This window comes from Olleya sp. ITB9 (genome assembly GCF_001315805.1).
In the GTDB taxonomy this organism is placed as follows: Bacteria; Bacteroidota; Bacteroidia; order Flavobacteriales; family Flavobacteriaceae; genus Olleya; species Olleya sediminilitoris.
This window is the reverse complement of record NZ_BCBW01000031.1, coordinates 1-21,197: the sequence shown is the minus strand read 5'-3', so window position 1 is coordinate 21,197 and position 21,197 is coordinate 1. Positions and strand designations below refer to the sequence as shown.

At 32.4% G+C, this 21,197-nt stretch carries 23 protein-coding genes; 6 read left to right on the top strand and 17 right to left on the bottom strand.

The window, feature by feature from the left end:
- The first annotated feature begins 200 nt into the window (after window positions 1–200).
- Window positions 201–812 (top strand): DUF4230 domain-containing protein, encoded by a 612-nt coding sequence (locus ITB9_RS08310; protein WP_028607360.1) that lies wholly within the window; start codon window positions 201–203, stop codon window positions 810–812.
- Here the strand turns inward: ITB9_RS08310 and ITB9_RS08305 are convergent.
- On the bottom strand, window positions 807–1,112 hold the full coding sequence (locus ITB9_RS08305) for a rhodanese-like domain-containing protein (RefSeq protein ID WP_028289601.1): 306 nt from the start codon (window positions 1,110–1,112) through the stop codon (window positions 807–809). The two genes, ITB9_RS08310 and ITB9_RS08305, sit on opposite strands and share 6 nt — an antisense overlap.
- Before the next feature lie 84 nt (window positions 1,113–1,196).
- Here ITB9_RS08305 and ITB9_RS08300 point away from each other — a divergent pair, with 84 nt between their 5' ends.
- Window positions 1,197–1,949 (top strand): enoyl-CoA hydratase/isomerase family protein, encoded by a 753-nt coding sequence (locus tag ITB9_RS08300; RefSeq protein WP_054851863.1) that lies wholly within the window; start codon window positions 1,197–1,199, stop codon window positions 1,947–1,949.
- Here ITB9_RS08300 and ITB9_RS08295 read toward each other — a convergent pair whose 3' ends face one another.
- Complete coding sequence (locus ITB9_RS08295) at window positions 1,950–3,710, bottom strand: aromatic amino acid hydroxylase (protein ID WP_054851862.1); 1,761 nt, start codon at window positions 3,708–3,710, stop codon at window positions 1,950–1,952.
- Window positions 3,711–3,816: 106 nt separating this feature from the next.
- Between ITB9_RS08295 and ITB9_RS08290 the strand changes: the two genes are divergently transcribed.
- A complete protein-coding gene (locus ITB9_RS08290) occupies window positions 3,817–4,104 on the top strand; it encodes a twin-arginine translocase TatA/TatE family subunit (protein WP_028607363.1) in 288 nt (95 codons plus the stop codon).
- Between the two features lie 236 nt (window positions 4,105–4,340).
- Window positions 4,341–5,858: a S8 family serine peptidase gene (locus tag ITB9_RS08285; protein WP_054851861.1), complete on the top strand. Its 1,518-nt coding sequence runs from the start codon at window positions 4,341–4,343 to the stop codon at window positions 5,856–5,858.
- A 71-nt stretch (window positions 5,859–5,929) separates the two neighbouring features.
- Here ITB9_RS08285 and ITB9_RS08280 read toward each other — a convergent pair whose 3' ends face one another.
- A complete protein-coding gene (locus tag ITB9_RS08280; RefSeq protein ID WP_054851860.1) occupies window positions 5,930–6,460 on the bottom strand; it encodes a DUF421 domain-containing protein in 531 nt (176 codons plus the stop codon).
- Between the two features lie 220 nt (window positions 6,461–6,680).
- Here ITB9_RS08280 and ITB9_RS08275 point away from each other — a divergent pair, with 220 nt between their 5' ends.
- Window positions 6,681–7,721, top strand: a complete 1,041-nt coding sequence (locus ITB9_RS08275; RefSeq protein WP_054851859.1) for an NAD(P)/FAD-dependent oxidoreductase — start codon at window positions 6,681–6,683, stop codon at window positions 7,719–7,721.
- A gap of 48 nt (window positions 7,722–7,769) precedes the next feature.
- Here the strand turns inward: ITB9_RS08275 and ITB9_RS15620 are convergent, their stop codons facing one another.
- The 13 genes from ITB9_RS15620 to ITB9_RS08215 all read right to left on the bottom strand — a co-directional run bounded on the left by ITB9_RS15620 (window position 7,770) and on the right by ITB9_RS08215 (window position 19,538).
- The gene (locus ITB9_RS15620) at window positions 7,770–7,940 is read right to left on the bottom strand and encodes a hypothetical protein (protein ID WP_187294261.1); all 171 of its coding nucleotides are present in this window, start codon (window positions 7,938–7,940) and stop codon (window positions 7,770–7,772) included.
- A gap of 287 nt (window positions 7,941–8,227) precedes the next feature.
- The gene (locus tag ITB9_RS08270; protein WP_054851858.1) at window positions 8,228–8,617 is read right to left on the bottom strand and encodes a DUF3037 domain-containing protein; all 390 of its coding nucleotides are present in this window, start codon (window positions 8,615–8,617) and stop codon (window positions 8,228–8,230) included.
- The gene (locus ITB9_RS08265; protein ID WP_054851857.1) at window positions 8,607–9,386 is read right to left on the bottom strand and encodes a HipA family kinase; all 780 of its coding nucleotides are present in this window, start codon (window positions 9,384–9,386) and stop codon (window positions 8,607–8,609) included. Before ITB9_RS08265 ends, ITB9_RS08270 begins: the two co-directional genes overlap by 11 nt.
- Before the next feature lie 8 nt (window positions 9,387–9,394).
- Window positions 9,395–10,036 carry an O-methyltransferase gene (locus ITB9_RS08260; RefSeq protein ID WP_054851856.1) on the bottom strand — a complete coding sequence of 214 codons (642 nt, stop codon included), beginning with the start codon at window positions 10,034–10,036 and terminating at the stop codon, window positions 9,395–9,397.
- A 90-nt stretch (window positions 10,037–10,126) separates the two neighbouring features.
- A complete protein-coding gene (locus tag ITB9_RS08255; RefSeq protein WP_028289612.1) occupies window positions 10,127–11,212 on the bottom strand; it encodes an amidohydrolase family protein in 1,086 nt (361 codons plus the stop codon).
- Window positions 11,213–11,575: 363 nt separating this feature from the next.
- Window positions 11,576–12,112 (bottom strand): 3-hydroxyanthranilate 3,4-dioxygenase, encoded by a 537-nt coding sequence (locus ITB9_RS08250; RefSeq protein ID WP_054851855.1) that lies wholly within the window; start codon window positions 12,110–12,112, stop codon window positions 11,576–11,578.
- A gap of 196 nt (window positions 12,113–12,308) precedes the next feature.
- Window positions 12,309–13,091 carry an SDR family oxidoreductase gene (locus tag ITB9_RS08245; RefSeq protein WP_054851854.1) on the bottom strand — a complete coding sequence of 261 codons (783 nt, stop codon included), beginning with the start codon at window positions 13,089–13,091 and terminating at the stop codon, window positions 12,309–12,311.
- 238 nt (window positions 13,092–13,329) lie between these two features.
- Window positions 13,330–13,650 (bottom strand): GIY-YIG nuclease family protein, encoded by a 321-nt coding sequence (locus tag ITB9_RS08240; RefSeq protein WP_054851853.1) that lies wholly within the window; start codon window positions 13,648–13,650, stop codon window positions 13,330–13,332.
- A 69-nt stretch (window positions 13,651–13,719) separates the two neighbouring features.
- Window positions 13,720–15,159, bottom strand: coding sequence for an aldehyde dehydrogenase (locus tag ITB9_RS08235; protein ID WP_054851852.1), 1,440 nt, complete (start codon window positions 15,157–15,159; stop codon window positions 13,720–13,722).
- An 81-nt stretch (window positions 15,160–15,240) separates the two neighbouring features.
- Window positions 15,241–15,675 (bottom strand): RidA family protein, encoded by a 435-nt coding sequence (locus tag ITB9_RS08230; RefSeq protein ID WP_051419174.1) that lies wholly within the window; start codon window positions 15,673–15,675, stop codon window positions 15,241–15,243.
- A 266-nt stretch (window positions 15,676–15,941) separates the two neighbouring features.
- Window positions 15,942–17,339, bottom strand: coding sequence for an NAD(P)/FAD-dependent oxidoreductase (locus ITB9_RS08225; RefSeq protein ID WP_054851851.1), 1,398 nt, complete (start codon window positions 17,337–17,339; stop codon window positions 15,942–15,944).
- 82 nt (window positions 17,340–17,421) lie between these two features.
- Complete coding sequence (kynU, locus tag ITB9_RS08220; protein WP_054851850.1) at window positions 17,422–18,693, bottom strand: kynureninase; 1,272 nt, start codon at window positions 18,691–18,693, stop codon at window positions 17,422–17,424.
- A gap of 173 nt (window positions 18,694–18,866) precedes the next feature.
- Entirely contained in the window at window positions 18,867–19,538 is a 672-nt protein-coding gene (locus tag ITB9_RS08215; RefSeq protein ID WP_054851849.1) for a hypothetical protein, read from the bottom strand.
- A 69-nt stretch (window positions 19,539–19,607) separates the two neighbouring features.
- Here ITB9_RS08215 and ITB9_RS08210 point away from each other — a divergent pair, with 69 nt between their 5' ends.
- Complete coding sequence (locus tag ITB9_RS08210; RefSeq protein WP_054851848.1) at window positions 19,608–20,408, top strand: bifunctional 2-polyprenyl-6-hydroxyphenol methylase/3-demethylubiquinol 3-O-methyltransferase UbiG; 801 nt, start codon at window positions 19,608–19,610, stop codon at window positions 20,406–20,408.
- Here ITB9_RS08210 and msrA read toward each other — a convergent pair.
- Window positions 20,405–21,061, bottom strand: a complete 657-nt coding sequence (gene msrA, locus ITB9_RS08205) for a peptide-methionine (S)-S-oxide reductase MsrA (protein WP_054851847.1) — start codon at window positions 21,059–21,061, stop codon at window positions 20,405–20,407. The two genes, ITB9_RS08210 and msrA, sit on opposite strands and share 4 nt — an antisense overlap.
- Window positions 21,062–21,197: the final 136 nt, after the last annotated feature.

The following is a 21,197-nucleotide window of genomic DNA, read 5'->3' as shown; positions in this document are numbered from 1 at the left end:
AGCTAATTAATATTCGTTTTATCGAAAAAAAAGGTGTTAATATTATATTATTACTAATTTGGTCATGCTATTAATCAATATATTCAAATTAACACCAACTATTTAACTGCTCTTGTAGTTACTTCTTGGTGTTTTTTTCTTAATTGTATTTTAACTTCACTTTATTAGATAAATTAGTAATCTAATAGTACATTTATATCATGCGAAAAATTATTATAGGAATCGTCATTGCATTTGTGGTGTCTTTCATTTTAAAAAAATGTACAGAAGGTAGTGCAGACAAAACAGTTATTAGAGAGCACTCTGCATTAATTGAAAAACAAATAAATAACGTTGGTAAACTAGTTGTTACAGAAGGCTATTTTAGTGATGCTTATAGTTATAAAAGTTCAAAAGCATTATTTGCAAACTTGACTTCAGATAAGCAAGCTTTAGTAATTGTAAATGCAGAAGTTACTGTAAGTTATGATTTAAGTAAAATTGAATACCAAATAGATAGTATTAATAAAGTTTTAAAGATTGTAAAAATCCCTCAGGAAGAATTAAAGATCTATCCTGATTTGGAATATTATGATGTAGAAAGTGGTTATCTTAATGCTTTTAATCAAGACGATTACAATAAGATAAAAGAAACAGTGACTATTAGAATTAGAAAAAAAATTGAAGCTTCAAACTTACGTTTAAATGCCAAAAACAGGTTAATCAGTGAGTTGTCTAAATTTTATATTTTAACCAATAGTTTGGGTTGGACATTACAGTATAATGACAGTACTATAGATACACAAGATAAGTTAGAGCGTTTTAAACTATAGCTTTTTATACAAACTTTGCCATCCACCACCATTAGTTACTTCTATACCATTACTACGTAAAATAGAAGCAGCACTACCAGATCGCATTCCGCTAGCGCAACAAGTAATTACAGGTTTTTTCCAAGCTTTAATTTGATTAATCTTTGCTTGAACTTGTTGTAAAGGTATGTGTTTTGATCCTGGTATGGCACCAGAATCATATTCTGCTTTTGAGCGTACATCTAAAATAATGGCATCACGATCAGTAAAGTCTTTGATTTTATTGGCTTTATTTCCAAAAAGAAAACTAAAAATTCCCATAGTAAAATTGTTTATTACAAAGCTACTAATTTGAAACTTAAAAATCCTTAAATTTGTTTAACTTCAACTTAAAATAAGCAGTAAATGTCTCAAGCATACGTTAAGCAAACCATTGAAAATAATATTGGTTACATCACTTTTTTCACACCAGAGCATAATGCCATGCCAAGTCCAATTTTAAAACAATTGGAACAAACTATCATCAATGCTGGTCAAAATAATGACATTAAAGTTATTGTTTTAAAAAGTGCAGGAGAGCGTACGTTTTGTGCAGGAGCAAGTTTTACCGAGTTAGTTGCTATTGATACTCTTGAGGATGGTAAACTTTTTTTCTCAGGTTTTGCTAATGTTATTAACGCAATGCGTAATTGCCCAAAGTTAATTATTGGACGTGTGCAAGGTAAAGCTGTTGGAGGCGGAGTAGGCTTAGCAAGTGCTACAGATTATTGTTTAGCAACTAAATATGCTGCAATAAAATTATCAGAAATAAGTATTGGTATTGGGCCATTTGTTATTGAGCCTGCTGTAAGCCGAAAAATTGGTCAAACCGCTTTTGCAGAAATGACCATTAATGCAGAAGCGTTTTATGATGCAAATTATGCAAAAGCAAAAGGACTGTATGCTGATGTTTTTGAAACTGTAGATGCTTTGGATATAGCAGTACAAGAATTGGCATTAACACTAGCCTCATATAATCCAGAAGCACTTTTAGAACTTAAAAAAGTGCTTTGGCAAGATACCAATCATTGGGATACGTTACTTATAGAGCGTGCTCAGATTAGCGGAACATTAGTGCTAAGTAATTTTACAAAGCAAAAGCTGGATAGTTATAGTTAACTAAACAGCTATTTCCTGACTAGCAATTTTAATACCATCATCAATTAAATGTCCAACTTCTGGACGGTTTTGTTTGATGGTTTCAAGGTGAGCTAAAATACTATCACATAATTCGTTTTCATTCCCTTTTTTAGCAAGTTCAAACAGCTCAACAGGTAATAACCAATCCATAGGAAAACGATTTACTAACTGTTCTAAAACTTTAGTTCTAGACACTGTTTGGTTAGTCCCTTCACGATATTCACGTACTTGTTTGTATAATTCAATAAGCTCTAATTTTTCAGGAGACTTTTCTTCTTGTATTGTTGTACTACTAATTTTATGTGTAATTAAATCAAAACTATGTAGATCTGCAGGTCCAGAGTAACCAGAAATAACCTCTTTACCAACAGCCATATCATATTGTCCCCAAGAAGGTTCAAATAATACAGTGTCTTTATGTGTTACAGTACAGTTTTTAAAACTTATTAATATAATTTTACCCTGTAGGTTTCGTGTACCAGTTATAATGTCTCCAGTAACAATAATATCACCTTCAAACTCTAAAGTAACCGTTTCACCTTCATAAATATCATAAGCGCGTAAATCTCTAGGCGACATGTCTTCAATAGCAAGATTAATACCTTTAAGTTTTCCAACAGGCGAACCAAAACCATCAGCATGCTCTAAAACACTGTGTCCTACCAATTCTTTATCTCTGTTAGCCAATGCAGTTTGTCCTGTAGTTTGTATGTAGCTAACCTTTCCGTTATGCTCAATCATATTAGTAAACACACCAGATATTTGTAAGCCTGTACTCAGCTCAATGGTTCCTAAAGCCTGACTTTGTATCAATTTATTAATAGCACTAGGTCCACCAGTACGTAAAGCCATAGTGTTAGCAAATGACTCTAACACTAAACTAAGGTGCGCAAAATCAGGAGTGACATAAAGTTGAGGTTGTGGTTTTGTAATGTCAAAATTCTGAAAAGTAGAAGCTATAGTATAAGGCAATTTTTTAACTTTATCAGTCATGCACCAAGCGCTTTCACCAATAGAAGATAGCAAACCAGCACCATAAATTTTAGGATTTTCAACTGTACCAATCAGTCCATACTCAACCGTCCACCAATGTAAATTTCTTATCAAAGCCATTTCACTAGGTTCGCCCATGTTGTTTTGCAAATCTTCCACCTTTTTTTCTGCTAAATCAATAGCATCTTGAGGTGTGTTTGGGGCTTCTTTTATAATAGATAAATGTCGTACAGCCTCATATAATTCATAATCTTTAGCACTACTAATTGCCTTACAACCAATCTCACCAAAACGTCTTAAATATTCAGCATACTCAGGATTAGCAATAATTGGTGCGTGGCCAGCACCTTCATGTATAATATCAGGAGCAGGAGTGTACTCAATATGTTCTAATTGTCTAATATCACTAGCAATAACCAACACATTATAAGCCTGAAATTCCATGAATGCATTTGGAGGTATAAAACCATCCACAGCAACAGCAGCCCAACCAATAGCTTTTAAAATACGGTTCATACCATACATATTTGGTATCGCATCTACATTTATACCAGTTTGCTGTAAACCATCCATATACGTACTATGTGCCACTTGGCTTAAATAATCCACATTTTTACGCATTGCATAACGCCAAACAGCTTGATCAATAGCAGTATAATCCTCATAATTTTGAGGTTTTATAAACTGTCTTAAATGCTTAGGTAAACGATCCAGTATAGGATTAGATTCAATATTTTTAAACTCCATTGGTATAAATTTCAAGTGTTGTAAAAATACAAAAAACGTACTAAAAGACTCTTAAAAAAAACAGTAGTTTAACTAAACAATCAAAACAACTTAGTATATTTGTACTATGATTACAACAGCAACATTTTTATTTATAAGTGGAGGAGAAATATTTTTTATTCTGCTTATCGTTGTTATGGTTTTTGGAGCTAAAAATGTTCCTGAAATTGCTCGTGGTTTAGGTAAAGGTATGCGTCAAATAAAAGATGCAACCAATGATATTAAAACCGAAATCACAAAATCTGCAGAACGTAACGGTTTGGATACTAGTATCACTGATGGCGTAAACGAAGAACTTAAAAAAGTTAAAGACGATCTAGAAGAGTTTACAGGATCTGTACGTCGTAAATTATAATTTAATCTTAATTGTTTTGGCGGTACCACAAAGGTCGCGTCATCCATTATATCTTTTTTTGCCATTTATGGCAGTAAAAAAAGGATGCCTTTCTACCGCTAACGCATTACCATGGTCTTTAAGATAGTGTCAAATTATTATTAAATTTACTTTAAAGTTGTTAATTTGATAAAATTATCAGTATTTTTTTAGGAAAAAATTATATATTTAGATTTCAACCTAAAATTATTAATAAAATGAAAAAACCATTACTTAAACTATCCGTACTTATGGTAGTTTTTACAATGTTTAACGCATGTCAGAAAGAGGATTATCAAGAACTACCTCAAGAGCAAACTATTGATTACGACCAAAAAGAAGCTTTATCGGTTTCAGAAATTAATGCCATTATCAATCAAAGTTTAAATACCACTGGGACTTTTAACTGGAAAGATGTACACTCACACACTTTATGGAGTGCAGTTGTAAGAGGTAACAATATCTTAACTATAGGTTACGGAGAGGAAGGTCAAAGTTTTTCCGAAATAAAAACCTCAGAATTAAAAGCTACTTTGTCCAATCTTGTTCAAGTAGTAGAAGCAAACGAAGACTATAAAAGTAGTCAAGAAACTTTGGTAGAACATGATATTATTAATGTCATAGATGTAAAGGTAGAAAATTATCAAACCATTAAAGCTTTATTACAATCTGATGGTGTTAGGTATTTAGAACCTAACGGTTACAATCAATATGAAACTGTAAGTAATGGAAGATCAAGTTCTGGATGTGATAAAAATGCAGACAGTATTAATTCGGCACATTACACAACAATAAGTCCTAATAACGCACAAGTATCTTGGCATTTTAATGCAACTAATATTCCGTCTGCTTGGAATTATAGTACAGGAAACGGAGTCACAATTGGATTAATAGATACAGGTGTGTCTGCTTCTCAATCACTATTAAACGGAAACGGATTTAAAGATGGCTATTCATCTAATAGTCGATACGTTCAAAAATACGGAACGTTTATAGATTCAAATTGGTGGTGGTCAGATAATTATGATGGGCCACATGATAAGTGTGGACATGGTACAGCTATGGCATCCACTATGGCAGCTCCACGTAATGACAATGGTATGCCTGTTGGTGTAGCTTACGATGCTAATTTGGTAGCTTATAGAGCAACAGAAGATGTTTTATTAAATGACTATCATGAACGTAAAGGTGTCTCTGAAGCGTTAACCCAATTAGGTAATAGAAGTGATGTTAAAATAATATCTATGTCTATTGGTTACTTGTGGTCTATAGGTAATATAAAGGATGCTGTTAAGTATGCTTATAGCAAAGGAAAATTAATTTTTGCAGCAGGTGGAACTTCGACAAGTTTTACCAATGGATATGGAGTGATTTTTCCAGCTACTATGAGTGAGACTGTTGCTGTAACAGGAGTAGATGATGGACCGAACTATGAAAGATGCGAAACTTGTCATAGTGGAAGTAAAATAGATTTTACCATTATCATGGAAGGTAACAATAATACAAGTAAAGCTCCTCCAACATTAGGATTTTATGATGGAGACAGACGTTATACTGGAGGATCTTCTGTTGCAACAGCAACAACAGCTGGTATTGCAGCCTTAGTTTGGTCTAGATATCCAAGCTGGTCAAGAACACAAGTTTTAAACAAACTAAAACAATCTGCAGAATTTTATCCTAACAAAAATAGCAGTTTTGGTTATGGTAATATAGATGCTTTACAAGCAGTTCAATAAAAACAGTAAGTGTTAATTTAATAAGCCTCTCAAAATCTTGAGAGGCTTTTTTTTTTGAAATAGCGATATATTTATGGTTTTTCTCTTACATCTTCAAGTAAAACGTTATCAAGACTTGTATTGTCACTGCTAGAAGATTTATGCAATACAGATATGTCTCCTGTTGATTCTAAAACAACTGCTTCAATTTGATTAAAATCTAATACATTGGCTTCCCTTAATTTTGCAATTAATTGTGACTTTTCAATCCTAGCATGCTTTAAATTGTCATACAAAATAGTTTTTCCTTTCATTAATAATAAAGGTTTGTTAGATATAATTGAAGAAAGAAACGAGAATTTTTTTTGTAAAAAAGAAAAAATATAAGTCAACACTAATAAACTAGCAATTGCAACAGCTCCATGAGTTAATGATGTACTTGATGTTAAAGTCGAAGAGATAATACTACCAATAGCAATTGTAAATGCAAAGTCATAAGCTGTAAATTTAGCAAAAGATCTAAGACCAATAATGCGTGTAATTACAATAATTACAATAAATAAAATTAAGCTTCCAGCAAGTGTTTCTATTAGTGGGTCGTTGACCGAGTATATCCATTTCATAAATTAAAATTTAATATGTTTTAATAGTTAATACATTGGTTTTCCTTTAAAATATCAATTTATTAACTGTTTAAAGACGTTTTTTCTGACTTTATGAAAACATTAATATTAGATAAAATAATGAAGTTTCAATTTTAAAGTAATCCATAGGTATTTAATTAGCAATAATTAGTCAGTTGTATATATGTTTTTACTTTTGCATAAAACAATAAGTTTAAGGATGGATTATGTGATTATTGGAGGTGCACAAGCAGGATTAGCTATGGCTTATCATTTGCAAAAAATGAATAAACAATTTATAGTGCTTGATGGTCAGTCTCAAGTTGGTGCCTCTTGGTTAAATCGTTGGGACTCTTTAAAATTATTTACTCCAACAGAGTATAATCATTTACCAGGTTTAAAATTTGATGCACCTAAAGGTCATTATCCTTCTAAAATTGAAGTCGCTAATTATTTTAAGACTTACGTCGAAAAATTTAGCATTCCTATGCAACTTAATACACATGTAACAGCAGTTAATAAAACCGAGAACGGATTTGAAGTTATACACAAAAACGGAAGTATTAAGGCTAATAATGTTATAGTTGCAACTGGACCATTTCATATACCATATACACCACCTTGTCATACAAAAATTGCAGATTCAACTTTGCAAATGCATAGTAATTATTATAAAGGAACACACCAATTGCAATCTGGTGACGCTTTGGTTGTTGGAGGAGGAGATAGTGGTTATCAAATATTAAATGAGATTTCTAAAGACCAATCCAGAACAGTATATTTTTCTGGAGATACTAAAGTCAAATCTTTGCCACAGCAGTTTTTAGGTAAAACATTATGGTGGTGGTTTACTAAAGTTGGTTTTTTAAGTTATAATAAATACAGCTGGATTGGAAAAAAAATAAATAGATCTACACAGCCTGTTATTGGTACAGATGTTAAGGGTATATTGTCTAGAGATAATGTGATACCTGTTGGAAGAACTAAGGATGCTTTGAATGATAAAATTATTTTTGAATCTACTAAAAAATCATCTATTAAAAATGTAGTTTGGGCAACAGGTTATCGTCCAAACTTTAAATGGATACATGGTTTAGAGTTGGATGCAGACGGTTACCCTAAAAATTACAGAGGTGTAAGTAATATGGACGGTTTATATTTTATTGGTTTACCTTGGATGTTTACTCGAGGTTCTGCTACTTTAGGAGGTGTCAGTAAAGACGCTAGTTATTTAGCAAATGTTATAAATGGTAAAAATTAAATCTTAAGTATTAGTTTATTTAAGGAAATTCAAAATTTAATAGAGCCTTTATTTGTTATAAAGCTCTGGTGTTACAGAAATTTCCATAGTAAAAACGCCATTTTTATCGTAATACCTATAATCTAGACTTATATTATTATCACGATACGTTTTTAAATCCGGACTGTTTTTTACATTTTCAATAATATTAGGTCTTATGTACTTATTTACGGTGTCCATAACGACTTCAGATTTTTAGGTGTCTAAAAGTGTATAGTAATAAATAAAATTAGTTTTTCCTTTAGAGGACGTACTGTCTAGTCTAGTGTATTAGTCAATTGCTATAGGTGTTTGCTTGTTCATTTCTATTGCAACCTTTTTTAATTCTGCAGCAACGTCTTTTTAAAATAGTTGCTTAACACCATAAAAGGAGATTAAAAATGCAATAATACCAGCTAAGATTACTAGAATATTAGCTTTCTTTTTTGATTGAATTTTAGTTATTAAAGTATGAGTAATTGTTTAAGTTATTTACACAGCACATAGTTATTAAAAATATGTTCTAATTCTTTTTCGGGATTATTAGTTAATCCAGAATGAGTTTTAGAGCTTTGTATTACAGTACTACGTGATGCTGCTAACCATCTAAATCTGTCTGATAATTCAAACTGTCCAATCTTTCCGCTTGATTTATCTCCTTTACAAATTAAGTCCCAAGACTTTAAATAGGTATTTAAGTCTTCCATATTTAATTCGCATGCAAATGCAGCTAATTTAGCCTTGTCTATTTTAAATTTAACGTTTAGATATTTTTTTCTTTTAGAAAACAATATAACACCAATGTTAAAAAACTCTTCACGTTCTACTTTAGGGACAAGTCTAATAATCGCGTATTCAAAAGTAACTTTATCTTGCATCTTCCGCTTCTTTAACTAGTGAGTTTATCTTTTCAAGTCTAGAGTTTAAATACGTTTTATAAGCTTCTCTGATTTGATCTGGTGTAAACGTGTCAGATTCGTTTATTAGCCAATCTTTAGGAATAGTGTTTATAATTGTATTGATAGTATTACTTGTTAGTGTTGAGGTAATATGTTGTGATGCTTCGTCTAATTTTGTCGCGCGATCTAGTAAAACATGGTCTTTAATTAAAGGAAATGTACGTGTTAAATGATTCTCCCAAGTATCCCAATTATGATGAAAATAAAAGCTGGCACCATTGTCAATTACCCATAATTCTTTATTCCAATTAAGCACATTTGGGTTTTTAACTGTTCTGTCAATGTTACTAATAATACTATCTAGTAATACCACTTTAGAGGCTGTTAAAGGGTCTGCAACAGAAGCCAAAGGATCAAAAGTAATAGAGCCACTTAAGTAATGTAAACCAAGGTTTAAACCAACGCTAAATTTTAATAGGTCTTGTATTTCTTCATCAGGTTCGGTTTTACTAAACGAATCATCTAAATTCATAAACACCAATTCTGGAACTTTTAGTCCAATAGCTCTTGCTAATTCGCCACCAATAAATTCAGCAATTAAAGCTTTTTTTCCTTGACCAGCACCTCTAAATTTTAAAACGTATAAAAAATCGTCATCTGCTTTTACAATTGCAGGTAAAGAACCACCTTCTCTTAAAGGTGTGATGTATTGTGTAACATCAACGGTTCTTATTTCTAATTTATTCATTGGTTTTTTTATATCTTTCGACTAATTGTTAAACCATCTCTTATAGGTAGTAAAACGGTTTCAATTCTTGGATCCTCTTTTAAAAGTGTATTGAAATCTAAAACAGCTTTTGTAGATACATCTTTGTCGTTTAAGGGTTCCACAACTTTTCCATGCCATAAAACATTGTCTGATAATATGATTCCGCCTGGATTTAATTTGTCAATTATTAAATGAAAATAATTGACATAATTAGGTTTATCTGCATCAATAAAAACCAAATCAAAGGTTTTATTCATATCAGGAAGTATGTCCATAGCACTTCCCAAATACTGATGTATTTGTTTTCCATAGTCAGATTTATTAAAGTACTTACGCTGAAAATCTTCCAGCTCTTCATTAACATCAATGGTGTGTATTTGACCCTCAGGATGTAAACCTTCCGCTAAACAAAGTGTCGCATAACCCGTAAAAGTGCCAAGTTCTAAAACAGATTTTGGCCTAATTAATTTAGAAATCATGCTTAAAACACGACCTTGATACGGTCCACTAAGCATAATAGGTTGTAATATTTTTTGGTAAGTTTCTCTAGTCAGTTGTTGTAATAATTCTGGCTCATCCTGACTGTGAGCTACAACGTAGTCGTCTAATTTTTCGGGTAAAAAATACATGGTATTGTCTGGTCGAGCGCAGTCGAGACCTTTCTAAATATATCATTAAAAATAAAAACACTCTCGACTGCGCTCGAGAAGACTTTTTTATTATCCTAAAATTCGTTTTACTAATTTGTCCTTAGCATCTTGGTCATCACCACATAACCATTGGATCACGTTATCTTCCCAAATAGCATCTCGTTCGGTTTCGGTAATAATTTGTCTTTCCATAGCTAAATCTAATATTTTTCCAGGATAAGAACTTTGTTTCTCACTTTCCATTTCGCCTAAAGGGTATGGATCATCAAGTCCCATTAAAACTTGTTTAGAACCTTGATTACGCAATAATAGTTCTAGACCTCCAGTATCATGAACTAAAGTGTCAAAAAAGATGTTTTTATGTCCAACTGCTTTTCTTGGATGACTTTTACCTTCAAATAAATCCGGTCTTCCATCAAAGCCTTGAATACGTCGTCCTAAGTTAATCTGAGCTAACTGTCCACCATGAGCAAAGCAAGTACGCATATTAGGGTATTTATCTTGATAGCCATTTAGGGTTAAAAAATGATAAGCATCTGCACATTGCGCCAACATCCAAATTAAGTGAAAACGCCAAGAAGTGTTTTCTAATTTTATAAACTTTTCGCCATCATAAGGATGAATTTCTACTGCTAAATTATATTTGTTTGCTAGTTCAAAAATAGGTTCGTTTTCTTCGTCAAAAATACAGCGCCAAGTTCCAATAGTGTCCATATAATGTGTTGGAAGACATAGTAACCTCATACCTAGTTCCTCGACGCAACGTTCAATTTCCCAACATGCACCTCTAACAAAACCAGGATGTACAACAAATCCACAAGTAAATTTACTAGGGTTTTCGCGTTGTACTTTTGCATTAAAATCGTTTTGAAAACGCAAGGCTTGTTTCATCTCTTCAACACGTAAGCCATTTCCATATAATTGAGATAAGTTTAAAACAACAGCGTGATCAATTTTATTACGTTGCATCCATTCTAACTTTTCGTTTAAGAAAAAACTAGAATCGGTTATAGGTCTGTTCCAATCTTTTTGAAGCATGAATTTTCGGTCTTTATCAACCCAAAAAATACCTTTGTCTTGCATAAACTGAGGAATTTCCTCAGGATATGGCAATAAGTGTGAGTGACCGTTAATTCTAAGTTTGCGTTTTTCCATAAGTTTTGTCATTGCGAATCTTTAGATGTGGCAATCGTTGTCTTAAATTATTTATTCTATTCATTTTGCTTTGATGCATTACTGAATTTAAAACACAGTTTTAAATGAAAGTATATTGCGGAGCAAAACCAAAAAATCAAATTGAAATTATGAAATTCCTGCGGTACATTCATTCTCGGAATTACGTGCTTAAAGCTTTGCTTTGCAGTTTCTTTCCTTCACTCATTATTTCTGCATTTCAATGTTCAATTTTACAAATTGATTTGGGACTTTCAATTAAGCTAATGTTATTTTTAATCCCAATTTTGTTGCTTTTGCTAACTGCTAACTGCTAACTGCTAACTGCTAACTACTAACTACTAACTACTTTTTTAACTTAACCTTTTTTGGTGGTTCCATAATAGCAGAGCAGTTTGGGCATGTACGTTTGTCCAAATCTCCATAATATTTATCAAATATTTTAGGCATATCTGTTTCAATATTTTTTACTGTAAAATCTTCTTCATACAATTTAGTTGTACAATTTTCGCAAAACCAAAGTAAAGCATCTTGCACACCTTTTTCTCTTGGGTATTCAATGACTAAACCAACTGTATTTGCACCACGTTGTGGCGAGTGTGGTACTTTTGGTGGTAATAAAAATATTTCACCTTCTTTAATATGAATGTCTTTTGGGATACCTTCATCAATCACTTTTAAAACAATATCACCTTCAATTTGATGAAAAAACTCAGGTGTTTCGTTATAATGGTAATCCTTTCTATTATTTGGTCCACCAACAACCATAACAATAAAATCACCATCCTTCCAAACCACTTTGTTTCCAACAGGTGGTTTTAAAAGATGTCTATTTTCTTCAATCCAAGCTTTAAAATTTATAGGTGGAAATAATTTACTCATGATACAAATTTTTAATTTTTATCATCCTAAACAAAATTCAGGATATTAATATGTTTTGGGCGTTACCCTAAAAAGGGTCAGGCTTTACGCTATATCTTTTTTTGCTATTTATGGCAGCAAAAAAAGGATGTCGCTGCAATCCTTAACGCAGATTCATCAATTCAATAAAATTAGTAATAATAAACGAAATAAAGAATTATAAACTCTTTGTTCTTCCGCCATCAACCGGAAGATTAATTCCGTTAATATAACTCGCACGTTCGCTTGCTAAAAAGGTAATTGCATCAGCTAATTCTTCTGGTTTTGCAAAACGTTTTGCAGGCACAGCACTTTTCATGGCATTTGCAGATTCTTCTTCTGTATTTCCTGATTTAGCAGATTTGTTTTTAATAATTTCTGTTAACCGATCTGTTCCTGTAGCTCCTGGTAATACGTTGTTTACGGTAATACCAAATTGACCAAGCTCGTTAGCCAATGTTTTACTCCAGTTAGCTACAGCACCACGAATGGTATTACTCACACCTAAACCATCTAAAGGTTGTTTTACTGATGTAGAAATTACATTTACAATACGACCATAGTTTTCCTTTTTCATAAACGGAACCACTGCTTGTGCTAACACATGATTACATTTTAAATGCTGAGTAAAAGCAGCTTCAAACTCATCTACATCTGCAGAAAAAACAGGTCCTCCTTTTGGTCCACCTGTATTATTAACCAATACATGAAACCCATGATTGTCTTTTACGTAAGCTTCTACCTTTTCTTTTAATTCCTTTGGTTTAGAAAAATCAGCTACAATATAAGCATGATTTCTATGTTGTGGTAGTTCTGTTAACGTTGCTTTTAACTTGTCTTCGTTTCTAGCAATCAGTGTTACTTGTACGCCTTCTTCAGCTAATGCTAAAGCGGTTGCTTTTCCTATTCCCGCTGTGCTTCCGCAAACTAGTGCGTATTTGTTGTTTAAGTTTAAGTTCATATTCTAAGTTCTTTTGTAACCTCTCGACTGCGCTCGAGGAGACATTTAGTTTTAATTAATGTTTATTTGTCTGCTCGAGGAGATTATTCGTGTAAATTATATTTTTAGTTTTATGTCTGGTCGAATTCATTTGAGACCTAATTTAAATTATACTTTTTAATTCACCTCTCGACTGCACTCGAGGAGACAATTCGTACAAGTTTATAGTTTTAATGTCTGGTCGAGCGCAGTCGAGACCTTACTCGCTATCTGGATTATATTTTGAATGACTAGCATTTCTACATTCAGATAAAATTTGTAATAAATCATATTCATCATTTGCTAATGCATATTTCTTTTTTGCACTCCACTTTTTTATTTTCTTTTCAAAAAATATTGCTTGTTCAATATCGTTAAATTCTTGATGAAAAATTAACTTTAATGGTCTTCTTTTAAAAGTAAAACAATTTTTGTTTAATCCATTTTGGTGCTCTTCAAATCTTCTGGAAATGTTATTTGTAACTCCTGTGTAGGTTAAGTTATCTGAACATTGTAATATGTAAACATAATAAGTTTTCATAGTAGACCTCTCGACTGCGCTCGAGGAGACATTTCGTTTTAAATTATAAAATTCCCACTTTTATATAAACTAGTATTTTATACAAACATTTTTAGCTTCTGTAAAAAAGCGTAACGCTTCAAAACCACCTTCACGTCCAATGCCAGAAGCTTTTACACCACCAAATGGTGTACGTAAATCACGCATCATCCAAGTATTTACCCAAACAATTCCTGCTTGTAATTGGTTACTCATTTTCATGGTGCGTTTTAAGTTATTAGTCCATAATGTTGCAGACAAACCATACTTTACTTTATTAGCCATTTGTAAAACTTCATCTTCATTATGAAAAGGCATAATGGTAACCACTGGTCCAAAAATTTCTTCTTGGTTGACTCTGCAATCATCTGTTGGGACTTCAATAACTGTTGGTTCTAAATAGTAACCGTTTTCATAACCTTTTACAGTTACTTCATTTCCTCCGCAAAGGATTATTCCATTTTCCGCTTTAGCGATATTTATATATTCTTTTACTTTTTCTAAATGTGGTTTGGATACTAATGCTCCAATATTAGTAGATACTTCAGATGGATGACCAACTTTTAAAGCCTTTACTTTTACAACAAAATCTTTCTTGAATTTTTCATAGATAGAAGCTTCCACAAATATTCTACTTCCACATAAACAAATCTGACCTTGATTTGCAAAAGAGGAGCGAACTGTTGTATTTAGCATATCGTCATAATCGCAATCTGCAAAAATGATGTTCGGGTTTTTTCCGCCTAATTCTAACGATAGTTTTTTAAACATAGGAGCTGCTACTTTTGCAATATGTGCTCCTGTTGCTGTTCCTCCTGTAAAACTAATCGCTTTTATATTTTCATGCTCTATAATGGCTTGTCCTGTTGTTGTTCCTAAACCATGTACAATATTTAAAACACCTTTTGGAAGTCCTGCTTCGTTACAAATTTTACCTAACAAATAAGCTGTCATAGGTGTGACTTCACTTGGTTTGGCAACGACGCAGTTTCCTGCTGCAATTGCTGGAGCGATTTTCCATGTAAATAAATAAAGAGGAAGATTCCAAGGAGAAATACAACCTACAACACCAATGGGTTGACGTAGTGTGTAGTTTATTGCTTGATTAATGCTTTCGTGACTTTCACTAGCAAATTGTGTTATGGCATTACCAAAGAATCTGAAATTACTTGCTGATCTTGGTATATCTACTGCTTTTGCTAAGCTAATTGGTTTTCCATTGTCTTTGCTTTCTGCTACTGCAAAACGATCTAAATTAGCTTCTAATAATTCTGAAATTTTAATTAAAATCCTACTACGTTCTTCTATGCTTGTTTGTGACCAGCTTGGAAAAGCAGATTTGGCGCTTTTATAGGCTTGCTCAACATCTTCTTTTGATGAGTTTGGAATTTGTCCGTAAACTTTTCCATTACTAGGATTGTAGTTATCTATCCAATGGTTTTGAATTGGATTGTGGAAGTTTCCGTTTATGTAGTTTTTAATGTTTTCCATTTTTTTTAGTCTGGTCGAGCGCAGCCGAGACCTATTTTAGTGACCTCTCGACTGCGCTCGAGGAGACATTAAATTTATATATTATTTACCAACATAAGCCATAACCTTAATCTCCACCACCAAATCTGGATGTGGTAATTGGTGTACAGCGACTGTGGTTCTTGTTGGTCCTGTTTCTTTGTCAAAAAACTCTGCGTAGGCTTTGTTATAATCTGCAAAGTCATTCATGTTTACCAAAAACGAAGTCACATCAACTACGTTTTTTAAGCTAGCTCCAACTTTTTTAAGATTGGTATCAATGTTTTTTAAAACTTCTTGAGTTTGTGTGTAGGCATTGAGCTTTTTGGTTCCCATTTCATCTATAATATCTACGCCAGCAATGCTGTTGTCTGCTCTACGCGAACTTGTTCCTGAAACGAAAATGAAATCTCCAACTTGTTTTACGTGTGGATATGCTCCTCTTGGTGTTACCTTCGTTCCTGCGGAAGCAGGAATCTCATTGTTTTTATTACTCATATTTTCTGTTTTACCTCTGTTCATTTTGCCTTGATGCAAAACGAACCAAAAAATCACAATCAAGCCAAGGAATTTTCAGTTTTGCAAACTGAAACCGATTTGAAAACTCCGCATCGAACTGCGTTCTCCTGTTTTCGGAGCTTTTCTTCATCTATTCTTCGCCTTGATGTTTCAATTCTTTTGAATTGATTTGAGGGCTTTATAATTTACTAAGTTTATTTTTAAGCCCTAAATTATTTTCATTTTGGCTAATTGCTAATTTTTAGTTACTTCAATCCAGCAATTTTATCTTCTTCTAAAATAGCTTCTGTTTCTTCTTGTACCTTTTTTAAGATACTATTTAAATCCTCGGTTGTTGTGATTTTTTTATCTACTAATAGGTTTAGGATTGCTTTATCTTGTGCTCTTCCTTTTGTCATTGCTGTGTGATAAGGAATGTCTTCTTTAAAAGTAACCATTGAATATTTTGAAAAATAATGGTTAGGAAATTCTTTTTCTAAAGCCATTTCAATAGCACGTTTTTCTTTAAAAATAGGATTAGCAACGTGATCACGCATTTCGTAATAATTATCGATTGCCAAATCTGCTATAGCGTCTGTATCTGCTTTTCTGCTTTTTTCGTAGACTTTAAAAATAGTTTCCCAATCGCCTTCATGCTGTTCTAAAATTGCATCAAAAACGGTAACATCTTCAAAAGAAGCATTCATCCCTTGTCCGTAAAAAGGAACAATAGCATGTGCAGCATCTCCAAGAATAATATTTTTGTTTTTATAATGCCAAGGTGAGCATTTTATGGTTCCTAGTGCTCCTGTTGGATTGTTAAAAAACTCGTCTGCTATATTTGGTATTAATGCTAATGCATCTGGGAATTGCGTTTCAAAGAAGTTTTTAATGGTTTCTTCTGTAGTTAAATTATGGAAGTTATATTCACCTTCTTCATAACTTAAAAACAAGGTTACTGTAAAGCTTCTGTCTAAATTAGGAAGCGCAATTAACATGTAATCGCCTCGAGGCCAAATGTGAAGATAATCTTTACTTATAAGGTGTTGTCCTTCTGCGGAAGCGGGAATCTCTAACTCTTTATAACCATGTGTTAAATAGTTTTGTGAGTAGCTAAACAAAAATTTACGCTCTAAATAATAGCTTTTTCTAAGTGAAGAACCTGCTCCATCTGTACCAAAAACTACGTCTCCTTGTGCAGTAAATTCTTCTTTGGTTTTATAATCGTAAAAAGTTGCTGTGTTATTTTCAATGTCTACTCCTTTGCATTTTTTATTGAAATGAATGGTTAGGTTATCGTATAAATCAGCTTCTGTTAATAATAATCCATTTAAATCTCCTCTTGAGATGGAGTTGATATATTCATTATCTCTTCCAGAGTAATTGGATGGAAAGGTGTTTCCTTCTGTGTCATGAACCAATCTTCCGTACATAGGAATACACAATGGTTTCACTTTATCTTCAACGCCTGCAAGTCGCATGGCTTTTAAACCTCTATCTGATAATGCTAAATTGATAGAGCGTCCAGCAGAAATATCTGTAGTGCGTAAATCTGGTCTGCTCTCATAAACATTTACGTTGTAACCACGTTGTGCTAGACGTAAGGCTAGGAGTGAGCCACAAAGTCCTGCTCCTATGATTAGTATGTTATCTTTTTTACTCATATTGCTAGTCTCAACTTTGACTTAATGTTAGGTTTTGTTATCCTGAACTTGATTCAGGATCTCATTATTTATTCTTTAAGAGTTATATGTTTAGTATTTCTTTTAATTTTTCTACCATTTTATAGACATCTACAAAAGTGTTGTATAATGGTACAGGAGCACAGCGTATAACATCTGGTTCTCGCCAATCTGTAATGATATTTGCTTCGGTTAATTGTTTGTGCAGGTTTTTGTCTGCATCTTTTACTTGAATGGATAATTGACAACCACGCTCTTTAGGGTTGGTTGGTGTAATTATTTTAATTTTCTCGTTATTTAATTCATTAATTAAAAACTCGAAATAACCTGTTAGTTTTTCAGATTTCGCTCGAAGTGCATCCATGCCAACCTCATTAAACATATCTAGAGAAGCTTTAATTGCTGCCATAGATAAAATTGGCGGATTACTAAGTTGCCAACCTTCTGCTCCTGGAATGACATCTAGAGGTTGTCGCATATTAAATCGTGTTGATTTATTATGACTCCACCATCCAGCAAAACGTTTTAAATCTTTATTATGTGCATGTTTTTCATGTACAAAAATTCCGCCTAAACTTCCTGGTCCAGCATTTAAATATTTATAAGTACACCAAGCCGCAAAGTCTACTCCAGAGTTGTGAAAATCTGGTTTTATGTTTCCTACTCCATGTGCCAAATCGATACCAACCATACAATCTTTTGTATGACCAAGCTCTGCTATTTTTTTTAAATCTAAATATTGTCCTGTGTAATAATTTACGCCTCCGATAAGTAGTAAAGCAATTTCATCACCTTGTTCTTCTAAAATAGTTTCTAAATCGTCTATGTTTAAAAGCTCTTCGCCTTTACGAGGTTTCCATTCTATCACACCTTCACTAGCATCAAAACCATGAAACTCTAATTGTGTTTGTACTGCATACCTATCACTAGGAAAAGCGTCACTTTCAATTACAATTTTATATTTGGTTTTTGTTGGTTGGTAAAAACTAACCATTAATAAATGTAAATTGGTTGTTAAGGTGTTCATGATAACCACTTCAATAGGTTTTGCACCTACAATTTTAGCCATAGATTCTGTTAAGAATTCATGATAAGGCATCCAAGGATTTTTAGCTTCAAAATGACCTTCTACACCCAAATTTGCCCAATCTTCTAACTCTTGATTAATGTATTCCTTGGTAGCTTTTGGTTGAAGCCCAAGGGAGTTTCCTGTAAAGTATAACCAATCGTTTCCGTCTTTATCTTTAGGAATATGAAATTGATTTCTGTAAGAAGAAATGGGATCGTTTTGGTCTTGAGATTTAGCAAAGTCTAGACCTTGTTTATAGTTGGACACGATGTGTAGTTTTTCGGGTTTACACAAAAATAAGAATTATTAATTTAGAAATGAAGTTGTATTTTGGTCATGAAAAAAGGCTTTATAAATAATTTATAAAGCCTTTTAAGTTTATAGTGACGCAATAAAGCGGAATTGTGTTATATACGATTGCGATTTATATTTTGGATGTTTTAATTCTGTGTTTTTATAATAATATTACTAAAAGATAAATTCCAATTTCCTTCAGCCTTTTTATGGTCTTTGGCAATTGTTATTCCGTTAAAGTCTTTGTGGTTTTCAAAAGTTGTTATCATAGATGGCTTTTCTGTATTTCCTTTTCTGAAAACCCACTCTTTGATAATATAGTTTTTATCGTAATAAAAATCATAGGCATCACCAGGAGTGTAACCACCTTTATTGGAATAAGTAAGAGTTATTTTATTTAAAACGGTATCGCTAATTGGTGCTTTTTCTTCAGTAGCTTCAGAAATGGTTGTTCCGCTATCCCAAACTAATTGAAAAGGAGCTAAAAGCCAAAATTTATCATTTATAAAACCTTGATCAGCTCTTAAAGATAAGCTGTCTATTTTAGATTTATTATAATTTATAGTGTCTTTTCCGGTAATTAAAGTAACGTTGTTTGTTTTAGGTTGCCATGACCAATGACGCTCAAAATGAGTGCTGTCTTTGTCTACATTAAAGGTGAAATCTATTTGATTTACTGTGTTCCATTTGCTAATTCCGTGTGCATTTGCAATTTTTTCAGCAATGGATAGTGTTTTTTTAATGGGTTGTTTTTCAGTATCATTTTTACATGAAGTAATAAAAATGAAAAAAATAAAGTATAGAAAATATTGTTTCATTAGTAGCTGTTTATTTTCAAAGATAATCACATTAAAATAAAGTTTTATATTAGAAGAAAATATTATGTCATGACTAAATATAATCAATATTTTGAAACTAATAAATTAACATGGAATACTAAGGTTAAAGTGCATTCTGAAAGTGATATGTATAATATCAAATCTTTTAAAAAAGGAAAAAACACTTTAATGCAGTATGAATTAGCAGCTTTGCCAAATATTGAAGGGAAACGTTTATTGCATTTACAATGTCATTTTGGACAAGACACCTTAAGTTGGAGTCGGTTAGGAGCTAAGTGTGTTGGCATTGATTTAAGTGACGAAGGTATTAAGCTTGCAAAAAGCTTAAATGAAGAATTGCATTTAGATGCTAAATTTGTGTGTTGTAATGTTTTGGATACATCAGCACATGTAAAAGAAGTTTTTGATATAGTATTTACAAGTTATGGAGTGATTGGTTGGTTACCTGATTTAAAACCTTGGGGAAAAATGATAGCAGAAAGATTAACATCTGGAGGCGAGTTTTATATGGTAGAATTTCATCCTATTGTATGGATGTTTGATTATTTAGAAAAAAAGCCAAAAATGAAATATGGCTATATGCAAGATGAGGTGATTTATGAAGAATATGAAGGGACTTATGCTGATACTGAATCTAAAATGATTACCAAAGAATATGGTTGGAACCATGGATTAAGTGAAGTTATTAATGCTTTAACAGAAGCAGGATTAAAAATTGAGTATTTAAATGAATACGACGAAAGCCCATATAATGTATTACCCGATTTAATTGAAGCTAAATCGGGTAATTATGTAACAAAAGATAAATTGTATCCTTTGATTTTTGAAATTAAAGCGACTAAACTTTAGTGTTTTTCTTTTAAAACTTCAGGCATCTTAGCTTGAAATTTTTTAAGTCTTGGTATAGACACACCTTGAATATATCTGTTTTCTGGATGTAGTTTTTCGTAATTTTGATGATAGTCTTCAGCAATCCAAAATTTTTGGAACGGATAAACTTCTGCAGCAATTTTAGCATTTAATTGTTTACCTAAAGTTGCTTTTTTATTGTCTATTATCTGTTTTTGTGTTTGGTCTTGGTAAAATAGTATTGAACGATACTGACTACCTTTATCTGGACCTTGTCCATTAACTTGTAATGGGTTTTGTGATGCAAAATACACGTCTACTAATGTTTTGAAACTTACCACTTTTGGGTCGTAAATAACTTCTACAGCTTCTGCATGACCAGTTTTACCTGTATTGCTTTTTTCGTATGTTGGGTTTTTAGTGTGTCCTCCAGCGTAACCATTAATGACTTCGTCTACACCTTTTACGCTTTCATAAACAGCTTCTACACACCAAAAACAGCCACTTGCAAAATAGGCTTTTGCTTTACCGTTTTCTAACTTTACAGTTACGGGTTTAGCATTTTTAATAGCATCTTGTTTTGGATTAGTTTGTGCTTGATTATGACAGCTAAAAACTAAGGCTAAGAATAATAATGTGATTAATTTTTTCATGTTTTTCTTTTTCATTTTTCTTTTTGTCGTTTAAAATATGAAAACATTAAGTTAGATTATCGTAAATGTTTCTTAAATAAAAGAATTAAGCATAAAAAANNAGTTAGAGTTATTATGATATTTATAGAAATTATAA